Here is a 16742-nt window from a genome sequence, read left to right on the forward strand (position 1 = left end):
AGGATGAAAAATTATAAAAGGGTACTTGCAAAATGTGCCGGTATTGTTTCTGTATTTTGCTTTGGAAGTATGGTCATCGCCCAGTCTAAGATCACCTGTGACCTTTTTGTATTATCGGGAATGGCTTTTGATAAAAATCCTTCCATCCAGAGAAGTTTTCTGTCTATTAAAGATGCAGAAGCAAACTTTCTTGTACAAAAAAGCATGTTTGACTTTAATCTCGGATCAGATGTATCATATAAAAAAAGCCGTTATAATCTTTTTGAAAACGATCCCAGAAATCAATACCTGAACAGAATATTGACCGATAATGTAGATCTTACCAGCTCTTTATCCAAAAAGTTCCGCACTGGTCAGACCGCAGAATTCGGGCTGCAATATTCGTACAACAGGAACAATTACCCTTTTAACGATTTCAGCCAATATGTAGGCCCCAATATCGGGAACCATTCCAGCTACATGAGCTTTACACTAACCCAGCCGCTTCTTCGCGGAAGAGGAAATGTAAATACACTGTATGAGAAAATATCAGCTTTGTATATTGAAAATTCAAAGCACAATTTTGAGTATTCAAACTCTTACGAAATTCTTCAGATCGCTAATGCATACTGGAGTTACTATACTGCTTATAAAAGTGTAGACATCTACAGGCAAAATGAAGCCAGGGTACGCAATGTCCTGGAAATGACGAAAGAACTGGTAAAAGCAGACAAAAAACCTGCAGGAGATCTGGCCCAGGTGAATGCAGACCTTGCCAACCAGGAAAGATTAACCATCGCGGCCGAACAGAATCTCTACAATGCAAAACTAAACCTTGGAAGAATAATCGGTCTCTCAGAAGCAGAAAGCGCTATGCTGGATGTACCTGTAAATGACTTCCCTTCCGTTGCAGAATCGGGATTCGGAAACTCTCTTGATAAAGAGGCTTTAATCAATTTGGCATTGGAAAAAAGAGCTGATGTAAAGGCGGTGGAAAGGGTTGCGGAAGCTATTAAAATGGAAGTGGATATAGCACACAATAATCTTCGGCCCCAGCTTGACCTTTCAGGATTTGTATTCTACGGAAGCGCGAGCGTAGGAAACGGGCTTGGCAATACGTTTAATGCATTCTCCAATTACCAGGGAAGAAATTTCGGCGGCGGAGCAAGATTAACGTTCAATTTCCCGCTGAATAACAATTTAGCCAAAGGAAACTATGCGAAAGCAATAGTAGCATCGAAAGATCAGGCCGTTAACAATGAAAATCTTAAACGAAATATTTTATTGAATATCACTACCGATATTAATAATCTTAACAGCAGTGTGATCATTTTAAATAAAGCTGAAGAAGCACTGATGTTTTATAAAGAGGCTTTCAGAAATGAACAGGAAAAATTCCAGACCGGTTTAACAACCCTTCTGAACGTCATCTTATTTCAGGAACGTCTTACCTCATCAGAATTGGATTACCTTCAGGCCCAGCAGATTTTTGCCACACAGATTGTAACATTACGTCACGATACCGGAACGCTTATTTCTCAAGGCGACAATGGTTTCACCGTAGATCCGAGATCCTATTATACTATACCCAACAACTAATAACCTTTTAAATATATTTACGATGTCAGCAAGTTTTTTTAGAAAATCAGCATTAGAAAAGCTCTCTACTCCGGAGAAGCTGGATCAGCTCATCAAAGTAACAGGCCCGAAAGCCTGGATTGCCCTTATCACCATCGCTTTGGCATTGGGTGTAGGAATAACATGGTCTGTTTTCGGCAGGGTTAAAACCAAACTCGATGTAGTAGGCGTTGTATTGGGAGGTGATGTTCATGAGGTAGTTTCCACTGCGCAGGGACAGTTGGTAGAACTGAAAGTTGCCATTGGAGACAAAGTAAAAAAAGGCGACATCATCGCAACGATTCAGCAGCCGGAACTTTCCCAGCAGATTGAAGACGCCAAGGCAGTGCTTGCCGACAGAAAATTTGAAATGGGAAAACTGCTTTCTTACGGAAATCAGGGAAACCATCTCCAGGGAGAATATATCAGCCAGACCAGGGTAAGCATCCAGGGAGAAATAGAATCCGAGAAAAAGAAACTGGCATTTTTAAATAATCAGCTTGAATCCGAAAACGGTTTATTGGCAAAAGGATTAATTGTAAAATCTCAGGTAGCCAATACCAGACAGCAGATTGAAGCCTCAAAAAATACCATTGAAAGACTGAAAGGCCAGATGGTGGAAACTTCAAGCCAACAGCATACGTTAGGCTACGATCTTCAGCAGAAAGTGACCTTACAGAATCAGAGAATTGCCGAAGCAGAAAGAACCTTACAGTTTTTAGCGGAAAAATACGACACTCAGAAAAATATCCGGAGCCCGTACGAAGGTGAAGTAGTTGAAGTTCTTACCGACAGAGGCGTTGTGGTAGGGCTTGGCTCACCTCTATTCAAAGTAAAAAATGAAGGAAGCTCCAATATAAAACTTGCCGGACTGAAAGGTGTTCTTTACATACCTTCTAAAGACGGTAAAAAAATAAAAAAAGGAATGGAAGCTTTGGTGGCTCCTTCTACCGTTCAGCCGCAGGAATACGGATTTATCAAATCTAAAGTGACCTACGTTTCAGATTTCCCGATTACCGAAAAAGGAATGCTGACTTCCGTTAAAAATGATCAGCTTGCAAAAGGACTTCTGGCTTCAGGACCGTTATTTGAAGTGCATGTAGATTTCGAAAAAGATCCTGCCTCCTACAGCGGATTCAAATGGACCTCCGCAAAGGGGCCGGATGTAACCATCAAAGAAGGGACTTCCTGCATGGGTAAAGTAACCATCCAAGAAGAAAGACCCGCAACCATCGTAGTTCCGGCATTCAAAAAGTTCTTTGACCTTTATTAAAACTAAAACATCCATGAAAAATAATACAACATTAACCATCGAAAAGCAGGCCCGCCCTACCAAAGTTCCCACTGTACTGCAGATGGAAAGCGTAGAATGCGGCGCGGCAGCTTTAAGTATTATTTTGGGGCATTTCGGAAAGTTTGTGCCTCTCGAAAAACTGAGAATCGCATGCGGTGTTTCCAGAGACGGACTGAAAGCAACCAATATCATCAAAGCTGCCAAAGAATATGGCCTGGAAGCAAAAGGCTATGCCAAATCCATCGAAAAGCTGATGCAGATTAAAACGCCGGCTATTATTTTCTGGAATTTCAATCACTTTCTGGTGCTGGAAGGTTTTACTAAAAATAAAGTGTACCTGAGTGATCCTGCCCAGGGAAGATATACCGTAACGCATCAGGAGTTCGATGATTCTTACACAGGTGTTGTCCTCACATTCGAAAAAAATGAAAAATTTGAAAAAGGAAATGAAAAGCGCGGCTTAATGGCTTCTTTGGCTTCAAGAATTAAATACTCAAAGCAAAGTATTTTCTTTATCATTATGGCAAGTCTGTTTCTGGTGATTCCGGGACTGGTCATTCCTTCGTTTCTGAAAGTTTTTATTGATAAATATTTAGTGAATAATTTTTCAGGCTTCGTGATGCCGTTGCTTTTGATCATGACGGGGATTTTAATTGTAAATTCTCTCCTTGTTTATATTCAGCAGTATTTTTTATTAAAACTGGAAACAAAGCTTGCACTGTCAACATCGAGTAAGTTCCTGTGGCATGTTTTTCATTTGCCTATTGCATTTTTTACCCAGCGGTACAGCGGTGAAATCGGGAACAGGGTTTCGCTGAATGATAAAGTGGCGAAGCTTCTGAGCGGCGACCTCGCCAATGCCGCCCTGAATGTCATCGTCGTCATATTTTATGCATTGCTGATGTTTTCTTATGATGTAATCCTTACTCTTGTCGGGATTACCATGGCGGTCATCAATATCGTTATCTTACAATATGTTTCAAGAGCGAGAAAAGACGGCAACCGCCAGCTCACGAATGAAACCGGAAAACTGCTGGGAACCACTACTTCAGGAATCAGCATGATTGAAACGCTGAAAGCTTCAGGGCGTGAAAATGATTTCTTTACCAACTGGATCGGTTATCTCGCTAAAGTCACCAACGCCCAGCAGGAATTGGGCTGGCTTTCCACAAGGCTGAATACCATTCCGCCGCTGCTGACTTCCTTAACAACGAGTGCCATTTTAGGAATCGGTGCATTGAGAATTATGGACGGACAGATGACTCTGGGAGCTTTAGTCGCTTTTACCTATCTCATGAGCAACTTTATTAATCCTGTTAATCAGCTGGTTTCAGTAGGTGCAATGCTTCATGAAACCGAAAGTGATATGGGCCGTATCGATGATGTCATGAACTATGAGATTGATAATCAGTTCAGAGAAGAAAATGCAGTAAAACCGGACTCTGCAACACAGAATAAACTGATAGGCTATTTTGAAATGGACAACGTTACATTTGGTTATAATCCTACCATTCCGCCACTTATCGAAAAATTCAGTTTAAAATTAAAGCCGGGAAGCCGGGTTGCACTGGTGGGAGGATCAGGAAGCGGAAAATCAACCGTTGCCAAAATCGCTTCAGGACTTTTCGATCCCTGGGAAGGAAGAGTACTGCTGGACGGAAAATCCAGAACAGAAATTCCAAGAAACATCATTACCGAATCTTTATCCGTGATCGACCAGGATGTATTGGTTTTCAACGGAACCATTAATGAAAATATCGCTTTTTGGGATACTTTGATTCCTGAGAAGAATATCGTTCAGTCTGCACGGGATGCAGCTATTCATGATGTAATTGCTGCAAGAACTGATGCCTACGACAGCAAAGTGATGGAAGGCGGTGCGAATTTCAGCGGCGGACAACGCCAGCGTCTGGAAATCGCAAGAGCATTAGTGAGCAATCCTTCTATTCTCGTAATGGATGAGGCAACCAGCGCATTGGATCCAGCTACCGAAAAAATGGTCCTGGACAATATCAAGAAAAGAGGCTGTACCTGCCTGATTGTAGCCCACCGATTAAGCACCATCATGGATTGTGACGAGATTATCGTGATGGAATTCGGAAAGATCGTAGAACGAGGAACCCATCAGGAATTAATGAGCATGAATGGCGTGTATTCCCAATTAATTGAAACAAAATAAATTCAGAAAATGGCAACTAACGAAAAAATACGCATTGGTGTTGAAGCACCTTTTTCTTTGGACAGTTCAGAAAAATTCTGGATGATTTTGTCAGGTGAAGTGAATGTCTTCTATACTGAAATCGCAGAAGACGGAACGTATCTCTCAGCCTTAAAATTTTTGTATACCGCAAAAAAAAGAGAATTATTATTCAGCCTCATTACGAAAGAAAATTCCGAAAACATACGACTTATCGTCTTTTCCAATGATGCGACACTGGTCTCTATAGATAAAAGCAATCTGCTTGAAATTGATCATTTTTTCCTTAAAAAGATGGTTAATAACTGGATTTTAAAAACTTCCGCAGCATTAGATACGTCCAATAATCCCAGAGTATATACCGCACTGGATCATTTTAATGTGATGAATATAACTCAGAATTCTATCGCTTATCCTTCATCAGGAATAAACTGGATCCATTTGTCCGAAGGAAAACTGGAAATATTCTCCGGTAGTAAAACTGTGGAAGCAGATTTGGATATAGATTTTCCGGTTCCGGTTTGCAGTAAACTCTGGATTAAATCATTATCATCAAAAACATTGGTAAAAGTACTGAGCACCCGCGAAGTTCTGGAAAATGACATTAACTTTCTGATTGCGATTGACAATATCCAAAAATATTTCTTCAGCAGGCTTGTTACCATTATTAATAATCAGCAGACCGAAGAACAGGAATACTTTAAAAGCAAAGTAGAAAACGAAAATTCCGATCTCAGCAATACGTTGGAAAAGATCAGATCCATTGTGACCGGACAACGTAAATCGGGAGCCAGCGAAGAAGCAATTCATCAGACTAAATCAAAAAATATCCTTTTTTTGACCTGCAAATTAATCGGTGAGCATAATGGATTTAATCTTGAAGAGCCTAAACATATTGAAAGCTACCAAAACAGTGTGACCAACCAGCTGATTGCTATTGCAAAAAGCTCTAAAATCCGTGTAAGAAAAGTAATCTTACGGGGAGTCTGGTGGAAAGAAGAAAACGGAAACCTCCTGGCTTTCACTAAAGAAGGCAATGTGCCCGTGGCCCTGATTCAGAAAAGCTCTTCTCAATACATTCTTAAAAACCTGCAGACCAATGCAGAAACAACCGTAAACAATGAGGTTGCAGAAACCCTGGAACCTATTGCTTATATGTTCTTTTCCGGTTTCGATGTAAAAATGACATCAATAAAAAAAGTATTGGGATTTGCGATGCAGGGTGCAAAAAGAGACACCAAATTCCTGATCATTGCCGCATTGGCAGGAAGTGTAATCGGCCTTTTGGTTCCTATTTTGTCGGGTGTGATGTTTGATGACGTCATTCCTACCGCAGACCGCTCTTTACATTTCGAGATCTTCGGAATTTTACTCATCATTGGCTTTGTAACGGCCGGGTTACAGCTCGTACAGGGCGTTCTTCAGCTAAGAGTAGAATCAAAATCCAGCATCAATTTACAGGTAGGGGTAATGGATTATATCCTGCGGCTTCCGGTAACTTTTTATAAAAATTATACTGCAGGAGACCTTACCAACAGGGTGTTGAGCATTAACTCCATCAGACAGATCGTTTCGAATACATTGATAACAGCGGCTCTGAGCGGCGCATTTTCTTTTGTGAATCTGATTCTTCTGTTCTACTACGATTCCAAACTGGCATGGATCGGCGTTATATTAGGTCTTATTGCCGCATTGTTTACAGTAGGAATGGGTTTGCTAAAATTAAAACACGACCGCCAGATCTCTCAGCAACAAGGAGAAATTCAGGGTTTTCTGTTTGAATTTTTATCCGGAATCACCAAAATCAGAATGACAGGAGGAGAGAAAAGAATCTTCACCTTATGGGCTGATAAATTTTCAAAGCTTAAAAAATTAGGTTTCAGTTCAGGAAGTTATCAGAACTTTGTAGAAACCTTTAATGCCTCCTACCCTCTTTTTACAAGTATTTTCTTTTTTTCATTCATTTATTATACGGTCCTTCACGCCGATAATAAAGCGAGTATGCTTACCGTTGGTGCTTTTATGGCTTTCATTACCGCTTTCAATAAATTTTTAAATGACAGCTTAAAAATCAGTATGGCTTTTATCACTTCCATGAATGTTATTCCTTTATACGAAAGGGTGAAACCCATTCTCGAAGCCGAACCGGAATCTGCCGAGCAAAGCACAGATCCTGGTGAGCTGAGCGGAGAAATTGAAATGAATTCCGTTTCATTTCGGTATCATGAAGACCAACCTTTGGTACTGAATAATATTTCTTTTAAGATAAAACCGGGAGAAATGGTGGCTTTCGTAGGGTCGTCAGGTTCCGGGAAATCAACTATTATGAGACTTCTTCTCGGTTTTGAACACCCTGAAGCGGGATCCATTTATTACGACGGTGAAAGTTTCGAGTCGATGAACAAAGAACTTGTCAGAAGACAGATTGGTGTGGTCCTTCAAAACGGAGCATTAATGGCAGGAAGTATTTTCCAGAATATTATCGGAAATTCTGAGCTTACACTGGAAGATGCGTGGGAAGCGGCACGAATGGCCGGAATGGAAGAAGATATCAAGCATATGCCGATGGAAATGCATACGATGGTAAGCGAAGGTGCAGGAACGTTTTCGGGCGGACAAAGACAAAGACTGATGATTGCCAGAGCCATTGTACATAAACCAAGGCTTCTTTTCATGGATGAAGCGACCAGTGCACTGGACAACAGAACCCAGAATATCGTTTCGGAAAGTCTTGACAAACTGCAGGCAACCCGTATTGTGATCGCTCACCGATTAAGTACGATTAAAAACGCTGACCGAATTTTTGTTCTTGATAAAGGAAGCATTGTCGAATCAGGAAATTACGATGAGCTGATGGAAAAAAACGGACTCTTTGCAGAATTGGCCAAACGTCAGATCGCATAGCATGGAAACGAATACAGAGCTAAAGGAAAACGAGGTTTTATCACAACAGCTGAAAGATTATTTCGTTAATAAATTTACAGCCGGTAAAGCCGGAATTCCGATACCTTCAGATCGGGTGTTCTGGGAAGAATGTGTACATGATTCTACAGGTAATATCCCGTTTCGTGTGCTGCGCGAATTTTATCCTCAGCTGAATTTTCCCATTGAAGAAGGAATAGAAAAAGAACAGCCTTACCGGGATGCGGTCCTGAAAGGATTGTTTGTACTTTCGGATCAGGCGTTACCACTTCGCGCAGAATCTGATATTACCCTGAAACTATATAAAAGTATTGCTTATGATATACCTGTTGTTACAGTTCCTGACGAAAATGATTTTGAAACTCTTATCAGGGCTTTAATCTATAAAAACAATCCCGTAAACATTCCGAAATCAATGGGTGCAAGCCTTATCAGCGGAATAAACAACTGGAAAAAGATCAATAACTTAAAACAGCAATGGAGCGAAAACAATTCATCAATTTCCTGGAATGAGGAATTCTCGAAAAATATTATCCCCAACGCTCATTTATATAAAGACAGAATTATTCTGCTGAGCATGAAACCTTACAGCCATGTAAGCGCAGAAAGATTGCATCTCACGAGCAAGGAATGGGAAAAGATCTCATTTAAAATCCGCCTGGAACACGAATGTGTTCATCTGTATACATTGAAAAAATTCGGCGCTGCCTCCAATAATCTTCATGATGAGCTGATTGCAGATTATATAGGGATCGTTGCTGCTACAGGAACGTATCGGAAAGAATGGATGCTCACTTTTATGGGATTGGAAGACTATCCGAAGTACAGAACAGGCGCGCGGCTTGAAAATTATCTCGCCGGAATGAACTTCTCTGGAAAGGAATTCGTACAACTTACGGATATCATTAAAAGTGCAATTGAAAATATTGCCGATTTCAGTAATCAGCTTAAAAAAATGGAAACCGACGAAGATAAAAGAACCAGAATTGAAGTGCTCTGCCAAACAGATCTTCTTCAGATCTCATCACCCAACGGAACACAATTATTACTCGATAAATATGATGAAGCTTCGGCGCGCTGATTCTCATCGCGCCGAAGCTATCTAAAATGGTTATTAATGTTTATCCTAATGCTGGATTGTCGTCAGATAAAATTCAGGAAAAGTTTTCACCTTTTTCCCTGTTGCGAGCTCAAAAGCAATATGCGTGCTTACAGCACCGGCCAGCCAGGAAGCGACAGCCAGCTGGGGCGGCGGAAAACTTCCATGCTCGTCTTTGTATTTTTGTATAATATTTTCGATCCAGTCCTGGCGGTTTCCCCAAAAAGCCATGTATCCGGTTGCATATTCTACAACATTCAGCTCATTGAAGCGTTCATTTTCTTTTGATAAATAGCGTAATCCCGGCTCTTCAGAAATAACAAAAACCAGGGTGCCCCACCCAAGATTGTAAGGATGCAATACCGGAATGCCATGTTTCTGGCAGGTTTCATCAAAAATAAGGGGTACGTCTGAAGTAAAATCAAGTGCATTGACTGCAATTTTATGTCCCGGAATAAAATCATCAACATTTTCAGGAGTCAGAAAACAATGATGAACCTTAATCGCTGCATTGCTGTTGATGGATAATAATCTTTCCCGTAAAGCATGTACTTTCGGAACAGCAATATCTTTTTCGGTATAGTTCTGGCGGTTCAGATTGGATAATTCCACAACATCTCCGTCAATAATGGTAAGATTTTCAAACCCGAACCTCAGAAGACATTCTGCGATAATACTCCCAATTCCCGCTCCTCCCAATAAAATCGGAAAATCTTTTATACACCGCTGCTCTTCTTCAGTGATATATAATCTGTTTCTAGTGTATCTCTCTTCCATGACGATCAGGATTTGTACAAAAATAAAGAACAACCAATGAAAATCCATTACCTATAAGTGTAGAAGTTGTAAGCGCTTTCATTATTAATTTATTCTCAATACAAATTCAGAAATCATTTTCCAGATTTATATTTAAATAATATCTTTGCAGCAATGTTAAAATGGTTTTCCATACTATGTTCAATGATTTATGTGCTTGCAACGACCAATGTCGCAGAAGTGCTGAAAGTACCTGTCTTCATAGAGCATCTTATGGATTATGAAGGAAACCTGGCAGAGTTTGTAGTGGACCATTATGATAATCACCCAAAGGATGCAGACTGGAGCACAGACCAGAAACTTCCTTTTTTCAATCCTCCCATCGTTCTGATGGTATATGCCAAACTTCCCGATACCACTTTTCATTTCGAAAAAATCAAGGAAATAATCATTTCTCATAAACCGGCTGTATACCAGGAAAAAGATTTTTCCAGCAGCTATCTTTCCACTATTTTCCAGCCTCCGCGGTTTTGTTAATTGTTTAATTAAAATTTTATGCTTCAGGATCTTCCGCGAAGCAGCTATTTTCATTTCATTCAATTAATAAATTTTTATGCTAAATAAAATCATTGAGTTTTCTGTAAAGAATAAACTCATTATCGCTCTTTTTACATTAGGGCTGATTCTCTTTGGAATTTATGAAACCACCAGACTTCCCATTGATGCACAGCCGGATATTACCAATAATCAGGTTCAGATAATTACTGTGGCTCCATCTTACGGGGCGGCAGATATTGAACGGCTGGTAACCTTCCCTATTGAACAGGCCGCCAGTAATATCAACGGAATTACAGAATTGAGGAGCTTTTCGCGTTTCGGACTTTCATTGGTAACCATAGTTTTTGACGATGACACGGATGTATACTGGGCCCGCCAGCAAGTACAGGAACGGCTGCAGCTGGTGCAGGAAAATATTCCGGCAGGTATCGGCAAGCCGGAATTAGGTCCCATCTCATCAGGTCTGGGAGAAATTTTCCAGTACGTGGTGAGACCTAAAAAAGGGTATGAAAACGTGTATGATGCTACCGAACTGAGAACCATTCAGGATTGGGTGGTTCGGCGGCAGCTTCTGGGAACAAAAGGTATTGCCGATGTCAGCAGTTTCGGAGGCAAATTAAAGCAGTATGAAATTGCCATTAATCCCAACCAGCTTCAGGCGTTCAACATCAACATCAACGATGTTTTCAATGCCTTGGAAAAAAACAATCAAAACACGGGAGGTGCTTATATCGAGAAAAGAGAGACCGTACTGTTCATCCGCAGTGAAGGGCTTTTAGGCAGCCTGGAAGATATCGGAAATATTCAGGTTTCTACAACACAAGAAGGAATCCCTGTCCGTATAAAAGATGTTGCTAAGGTAAATATCGGCTTTGCCACACGCTATGGAGCAATGACGTACAATGATACCGGAGAAGTGTCGGGAGCCATTGTTTTAATGCTGAAAGGAGAAAATGCCAATGAAGTTATCACCAATATCAAGCAAAGATTAGAAAAAATTCAGGAATCCCTGCCGGAAGGTGTGGTGATAGAACCGTTTCTCGACAGAGCCAAAATGGTGAATAACACCATCAGTACCGTGAAAACAAACCTGATGGAGGGGGCATTGATTGTTGTCTTTATTCTGGTATTATTCCTCGGAAACTTCAGGACCGGCTTACTGGTAGCATCGGTCATTCCCTTGTCGATGCTTTTTGCGGTCATCATGATGAATATTTTCGGAGTCGGCGGAAATCTGATGAGCCTCGGAGCGCTGGATTTCGGATTGATTGTAGACGGAGCCGTCATTATTGTGGAAGCCGTTCTGCACCAGCTCGCCCACAAAAAACATTTCGGACAAGACAATATGCTTTCCAAAGCTGAAATGGATCAGCAGGTTTCAGGATCTGCCACAAAAATGGTAAACAGCGCGGTTTTCGGACAGATTATCATACTTATTGTTTACCTGCCCATTTTTACCCTACAGGGAATTGAAGGAAAAATGTTTAAGCCCATGGCGCAAACCGTTGCATTTGCATTAATCGGGGCATTTTTACTTTCGTTAACATACATTCCGATGATGAGTGCCTTAGTTCTCAGCAGGAAGAAAAAAATGAAAGATACGGTCTCTGATAAAGTAATGGCAAAAGTGGAAAATAGCCATCAGAAACTTTTAATACAAGCTTTGAAATTTAAAAAAACAATCATTGTGACGGTACTTATTCTGTTTGCCGGAGCTGTTTTTGTGCTTTCAAAAATGGGCGGAGAATTTATCCCGTCCCTTGAAGAAGGAGACTTTGCCGTAGAAATGCGGATTCTGCAGGGCAGCAATATTGAAGAAACCAAAAAAGTAACTACTCAGGCCTCTCATATTTTAATGAAACAATTTCCGGAAGTGCAGAAAGTAGTCACTAAGATCGGAAGTGCTGAGATTCCTACGGAACCGATGCCAATGGATGCAGGCGATATGATTATTGTTTTAAAGCCTAAAAAGCAATGGACTTCCGCACATTCATTCCCCGAACTTTCTGAGAAAATGAGCAATGCATTAAAAGTCATTCCTGGTCTTACCACCGGTTTTCAGTTTCCGGTACAGATGCGGTTTAATGAACTGATGACCGGAGCAAGGCAGGACGTCGTGTGTAAAATTTATGGTGAAGATTTGGACAGCCTGTCTTCTTATGCCAAAAAGCTGGGCGGAATTATCTCAACCGTTAACAGCGCACAGGATCTGTATCTGGAACCTGTTGTCGGCGCACCTCAGCTTGTGATCGATTACAATCGGGCGGAGCTTTCCCGATACAATATTTCCGTTTCAGAAATAAACAGAGTCATTAATATGGCCTTCGCAGGGCAGACGGCCGGCGTTTTATATGAAGGAGAAAAAAGGTTTGATCTGGTGGTACGGATGGATAGTCTTTATAAAAAAAACGTAGACAATATTCAGAATGTACTTATTCCGGGACCTGGCGGAAAGCAAATTCCATTATCACAATTGGCAAAAGTACAATTAAAGGAAAGTCCGAACCAGATTCAGCGCGAAGATACCAAGAGAAGGATCGTGGTGGGCTTCAATGTTCGTGGAAGAGACGTTCAGAGTATTGTAGAAGAAGTTCAGCAGAAAGTTGGTAAAGATCTGAAATTATCTCCGGGATACAGCATTTCTTACGGCGGTGCTTTTGAAAACCTGAATGAAGCGAAAGCAAGACTGGGAATTGCAGTCCCCGTTTCTCTGGTTATGATCTTCCTGTTACTTTTCTTCGCATTCGGATCTGTAAAACACAGTTTGTTAATATACACAGCAATCCCTTTATCAGCCATTGGCGGCATTTATTTTCTCGCTTTGAGGGGAATGCCTTTCAGCATCAGTGCGGGAGTCGGGTTTATTGCCCTTTTCGGGGTTGCCGTTCTGAACGGGATCGTCCTTATTTCCGAATTTAACCGACTGAAAAAAGACGGAATCAATAATCTCAGCAGGATTGTGCTTCTGGGCACAAAAATACGTCTGCGACCGGTTTTGATGACCGCTTTTGTAGCATCGCTGGGATTTTTGCCAATGGCAGTGAGCAACGGCGCCGGAGCAGAGGTTCAGCGTCCTCTGGCAACCGTAGTGATCGGCGGACTGATGCTGGCAACCTTTCTCACCTTATTTGTTCTGCCGGTTCTTTATGTGCTTTTCGAAAAAATAGGTAAAAAGAAAAAACAATCTTCATCACATCAATTTTAATTACATCAGTATGAAATTTTCAGATTATCATAAAAAATTTACCGCGATATTATTTTTAATGATCTCGGGAATAATAAGCGCTCAGGAAAATATCACCTATGAACAGGCTTTGGAAAAAGCTTTTCAGCAGAACGGTGCTTTAAAAAACTCCAGATTGCTATCCGAATATCAGGAAAAATTAAAAGAAAGCTACCTGGACATCCCACAGACAGAGCTCAGTACGCAGATCGGACAGATGAATGGTGTGGAAACTGATAATTCTTTTTCCATTTCACAGCGTTTTAACTTTCCTACAGTTTATACTAAGAGAAAACAGCTGCTGAATGCAGAATGGACTGCCGGCATCATTAACCAAAACCTTACGAAAGCTCAGCTTAAAAAGGAAATTGCTGACGTTTTCTACAGAATTCTTACCCTTCAGGAAAAGAAAAAAGTAATTGTCTATATCAGCGGGCTGTATAATAATTTCGCGGATAAAGCAGCGCTGAGACTAAAAAAAGGAGAAACCAATATTCTGGAAGAATCTACTGCAGAAATTCAGAAGCAACAGGCGGAAATCCAATTGGATATGCTTGAAAATGATCTGAATACCACAAAACTTCAGCTCCAGTTACTTTTACAGTCAGAAGAACAATATCAGCCGGTTTCCGACAAGCCTACTATGGATATTGATCTGCAGGTTTCAAAAGAAATGATCCGGCAACACCCTGAACTGGAATATCTCAATCAGCAGATTACCATCAGCGAGGCTGAAGCGCAGCTCGAAAAATCAAGGCTTTTACCTGATCTTTTGGTGGGGTACACCAACCAAAGCATGAAAAACATAAATAGCAACCGTTTTAATACCGTTCAGATCGGGGTGGGAATTCCGCTGTTTACAAAAGGACAGAGAATGCTGGCAAAAGCCGCGAAAGCAAAAGTGGCGATTTCTGAAAATCAATACCAGAGAAAAGAAATTGAACTCAGAACCAGGCTTGCCCAGCAAATGAATACCTATACCAACCAGATGAAAATTGTTGAAAATTATGAGCAAAAACAACTTCCTAAGTCGGAAACAATATTAAAAACAGCCCAAAGACAAATGGAAGCCGGAGAAATCGATTATCTGGACTGGGTCATTCTTACCAATCAGGCGGTTAAAATAAAGGTTGATTACATCGACAGTATCGAAAAACTCAACGGGATCGCATCCGAGCTTAATTTTTTATTATTAAAATAAAACAAAATGAACTTAAAATATATCATAATCTTCAGTGTAAGTACAATCCTTGCTTTATCTTCATGTTCCGGAAAAAAGGATGAAGAAAAAACAGTGTATGAAAACACAAAATTCAAAGAGGAAGAACATAATATTGTACAGCTATCCGATCAGCAGATCCGGTCTGTTGGTGTAACAACGACTACCGTTCAGGAGAAAACTATGCAGAAGCTCATCCGTCTGAATGGTAAAGTGGAAATAGCGCCCTCCCACATCAGTTCCGTATCCAGCATTATGGGCGGACATATCAAATCGATCAACGTAATCAGCGGGAGCCGTTTCAGAAAAGGGCAGGTTCTTGCCGTAGTGGAAGATCCTCAATTCATCCAGCTTCAGCAGGATTATCTTGTGACCAGAGCACAGCTCGAATCCGCAAGACTGAACTTTACCCGTCAAAAAGAACTGAATGCCAGCAAAGCAAGCAGCGACAAAACACTTCAGACCGCACAGGCAGAATACGCAACCTTTGCCGCTACATTAAAAGGACTTGAACAGAAGCTGAAAATCATCGGAATTAATGCTCAGGGATTAACTTCATCAAATATCAGGAGCAGAATCAATATTTATGCACCGTTCAGTGGTTTTGTAAGCAAAATCCTTGTGAATAACGGACAATATATCAATCCTTCGGATACGGTATTTGAACTCATCAATCCTGCCGGCTTACTGCTTGAATTAAAAGTTTTTGAAAATGATGTGAATAATATAAAAAACGGACAGGAAATTCTGGTTTACAACAACCAGAACCCCGATAAAAAAACCAACGCAAAAATTGTAAGTATCGTTCCGAATATCGAAGACGGAGGCTCATCAATTGCAGTAGCAAAGCTTTCTGCCCCAAATCCTGAATTCATGAAAGGAATGTACATCAATGCGGAAGTTACCGTAAGCAGCCTTTATACTGCTTCTTTACCTAATGAATCCATTGTTTCTTTCGAGAATAAAAATTATGTTTTTGAAGATCTCGGAAATAGAAAATACAAAATGATTCCCATTAATACAGGAATATCGGACGACCATTTTACCGAAGTGGTAAAGGCAGATCATTTTAAAAATAAAAGAATAGTGCAGAAAGGAGCTTACAGCCTTCTGATGCTGCTGAAGAACAAAGCAGAATAATGATAAAAGAGCTGTTTCAAACAGCTCTTTTTTTTATATAATTTAAGAAACACTTACTCCAAAAAGATGCCCGATCAATGCTGTAACACCCATCGCCACAGTTCCCCAGAAACATATTCTAAGGATTGCAATACCGGTCTTTGAGCCTCCGGTCCTGGCAGAAATGGCCCCGAGTATCATCAGAAAAACAATTGAAAATCCGTATTGGAAATACACCATCTCTTTGATGGGTGCCACCAGCGAAACAATAAAAGGAAGCAAAGCACCCAACGCAAAAGAACCGAAAGAAGCGATGGCTGCCTGTAACGGTTTGGCCTGCGTAATTTCATTGATTCCCAATTCATCGTGAGCGTGTGCTGCCAGAGCATCATGTTCCGTAAGTTCAGTGGCCACGCGCAAAGCTGTTTCTTTACTTACCCCGCGTTTTTCATAGATTTTAGCAAGTTCCTGCAGTTCGATTTCCGGCATTTCTTCAAGTTCGCGTTTTTCCCTCAGAAGATCTGCTTTTTCGGTGTCTTCCTGCGAGCTTACGGAAACATATTCTCCTGCTGCCATAGACATCGCGCCGGCAATCATTCCGGCAAGAGCAGCCAGAATAATCGTATTTCTTTCCGGTGACGCAGCAGCAACTCCAATAACGATACTGGTGGTGGAAAGCAATCCGTCATTGGCTCCCAAAACGGCTGCACGAAGCCACCCTACTCTGTTTACGTAATGTTTTTCTAAAAGATGATGCAT

9 protein-coding genes and 1 pseudogene are annotated in these 16742 nt (G+C 40.9%); 8 read left to right on the forward strand and 2 right to left on the reverse strand.

The genetic code is table 11. From position 1 onward, the window contains the following. Positions 1-3: 3 nt before the first annotated feature. Genes ACYT6F_RS00215 through ACYT6F_RS00235 form a run of 5 tightly spaced genes read left to right on the forward strand, consistent with a single transcriptional unit; the run spans position 4 to position 9090 of the window. A complete protein-coding gene (locus ACYT6F_RS00215; RefSeq protein WP_472599337.1) occupies positions 4-1578 on the forward strand; it encodes a TolC family protein in 1575 nt (524 codons plus the stop codon). A 22-nt stretch (positions 1579-1600) separates the two neighbouring features. Further along, positions 1601-2869, forward strand: a complete 1269-nt coding sequence (locus tag ACYT6F_RS00220) for an NHLP bacteriocin system secretion protein (RefSeq protein WP_472599338.1) — start codon at positions 1601-1603, stop codon at positions 2867-2869. Between the two features lie 13 nt (positions 2870-2882). Beyond that, the gene (locus tag ACYT6F_RS00225; RefSeq protein ID WP_472599340.1) at positions 2883-5069 is read left to right on the forward strand and encodes an NHLP family bacteriocin export ABC transporter peptidase/permease/ATPase subunit; all 2187 of its coding nucleotides are present in this window, start codon (positions 2883-2885) and stop codon (positions 5067-5069) included. A 9-nt stretch (positions 5070-5078) separates the two neighbouring features. Next, positions 5079-7991 carry an NHLP bacteriocin export ABC transporter permease/ATPase subunit gene (locus ACYT6F_RS00230; protein ID WP_472599341.1) on the forward strand — a complete coding sequence of 971 codons (2913 nt, stop codon included), beginning with the start codon at positions 5079-5081 and terminating at the stop codon, positions 7989-7991. 1 nt (position 7992) lies between these two features. Further along, the gene (locus tag ACYT6F_RS00235) at positions 7993-9090 is read left to right on the forward strand and encodes a DUF7005 family protein (protein ID WP_472599342.1); all 1098 of its coding nucleotides are present in this window, start codon (positions 7993-7995) and stop codon (positions 9088-9090) included. Positions 9091-9135: 45 nt separating this feature from the next. Here the strand turns inward: ACYT6F_RS00235 and ACYT6F_RS00240 are convergent, their stop codons facing one another. Next, entirely contained in the window at positions 9136-9885 is a 750-nt protein-coding gene (locus tag ACYT6F_RS00240) for a HesA/MoeB/ThiF family protein (protein WP_472599343.1), read from the reverse strand. 153 nt (positions 9886-10038) lie between these two features. Between ACYT6F_RS00240 and ACYT6F_RS00245 the strand changes: the two genes are divergently transcribed. From ACYT6F_RS00245 to ACYT6F_RS00255, 3 genes and pseudogenes are all read left to right on the forward strand, one after another. Further along, positions 10039-10401, forward strand: coding sequence for a hypothetical protein (locus tag ACYT6F_RS00245; RefSeq protein ID WP_472599344.1), 363 nt, complete (start codon positions 10039-10041; stop codon positions 10399-10401). Between the two features lie 76 nt (positions 10402-10477). Further along, a pseudogene (locus tag ACYT6F_RS00250) lies at positions 10478-14846 on the forward strand (CusA/CzcA family heavy metal efflux RND transporter). Between the two features lie 6 nt (positions 14847-14852). Next, the gene (locus tag ACYT6F_RS00255; protein ID WP_472599345.1) at positions 14853-16004 is read left to right on the forward strand and encodes an efflux RND transporter periplasmic adaptor subunit; all 1152 of its coding nucleotides are present in this window, start codon (positions 14853-14855) and stop codon (positions 16002-16004) included. A 42-nt stretch (positions 16005-16046) separates the two neighbouring features. Here ACYT6F_RS00255 and ACYT6F_RS00260 read toward each other — a convergent pair whose 3' ends face one another. After that, positions 16047-16742, reverse strand: coding sequence for a VIT1/CCC1 transporter family protein (locus ACYT6F_RS00260; RefSeq protein WP_169229640.1), 696 nt, complete (start codon positions 16740-16742; stop codon positions 16047-16049).

The sequence above is a fragment of the Chryseobacterium sp. NG-CE01 genome (assembly GCF_055695505.1).

Coding starts and splice junctions, on each gene's coding strand:
- ACYT6F_RS00215 (WP_472599337.1), top strand. CDS start 4: ATGAAAAATTATAAAAGGGTACTTGCAAAATGTGCCGGTATTGTTTCT.
- ACYT6F_RS00220 (WP_472599338.1), top strand. CDS start 1,601: ATGTCAGCAAGTTTTTTTAGAAAATCAGCATTAGAAAAGCTCTCTACT.
- ACYT6F_RS00225 (WP_472599340.1), top strand. CDS start 2,883: ATGAAAAATAATACAACATTAACCATCGAAAAGCAGGCCCGCCCTACC.
- ACYT6F_RS00230 (WP_472599341.1), top strand. CDS start 5,079: ATGGCAACTAACGAAAAAATACGCATTGGTGTTGAAGCACCTTTTTCT.
- ACYT6F_RS00235 (WP_472599342.1), top strand. CDS start 7,993: ATGGAAACGAATACAGAGCTAAAGGAAAACGAGGTTTTATCACAACAG.
- ACYT6F_RS00240 (WP_472599343.1), bottom strand. CDS start 9,885: ATGGAAGAGAGATACACTAGAAACAGATTATATATCACTGAAGAAGAG.
- ACYT6F_RS00245 (WP_472599344.1), top strand. CDS start 10,039: ATGTTAAAATGGTTTTCCATACTATGTTCAATGATTTATGTGCTTGCA.
- ACYT6F_RS00255 (WP_472599345.1), top strand. CDS start 14,853: ATGAACTTAAAATATATCATAATCTTCAGTGTAAGTACAATCCTTGCT.
- ACYT6F_RS00260 (WP_169229640.1), bottom strand. CDS start 16,742: ATGCATCATCTTTTAGAAAAACATTACGTAAACAGAGTAGGGTGGCTT.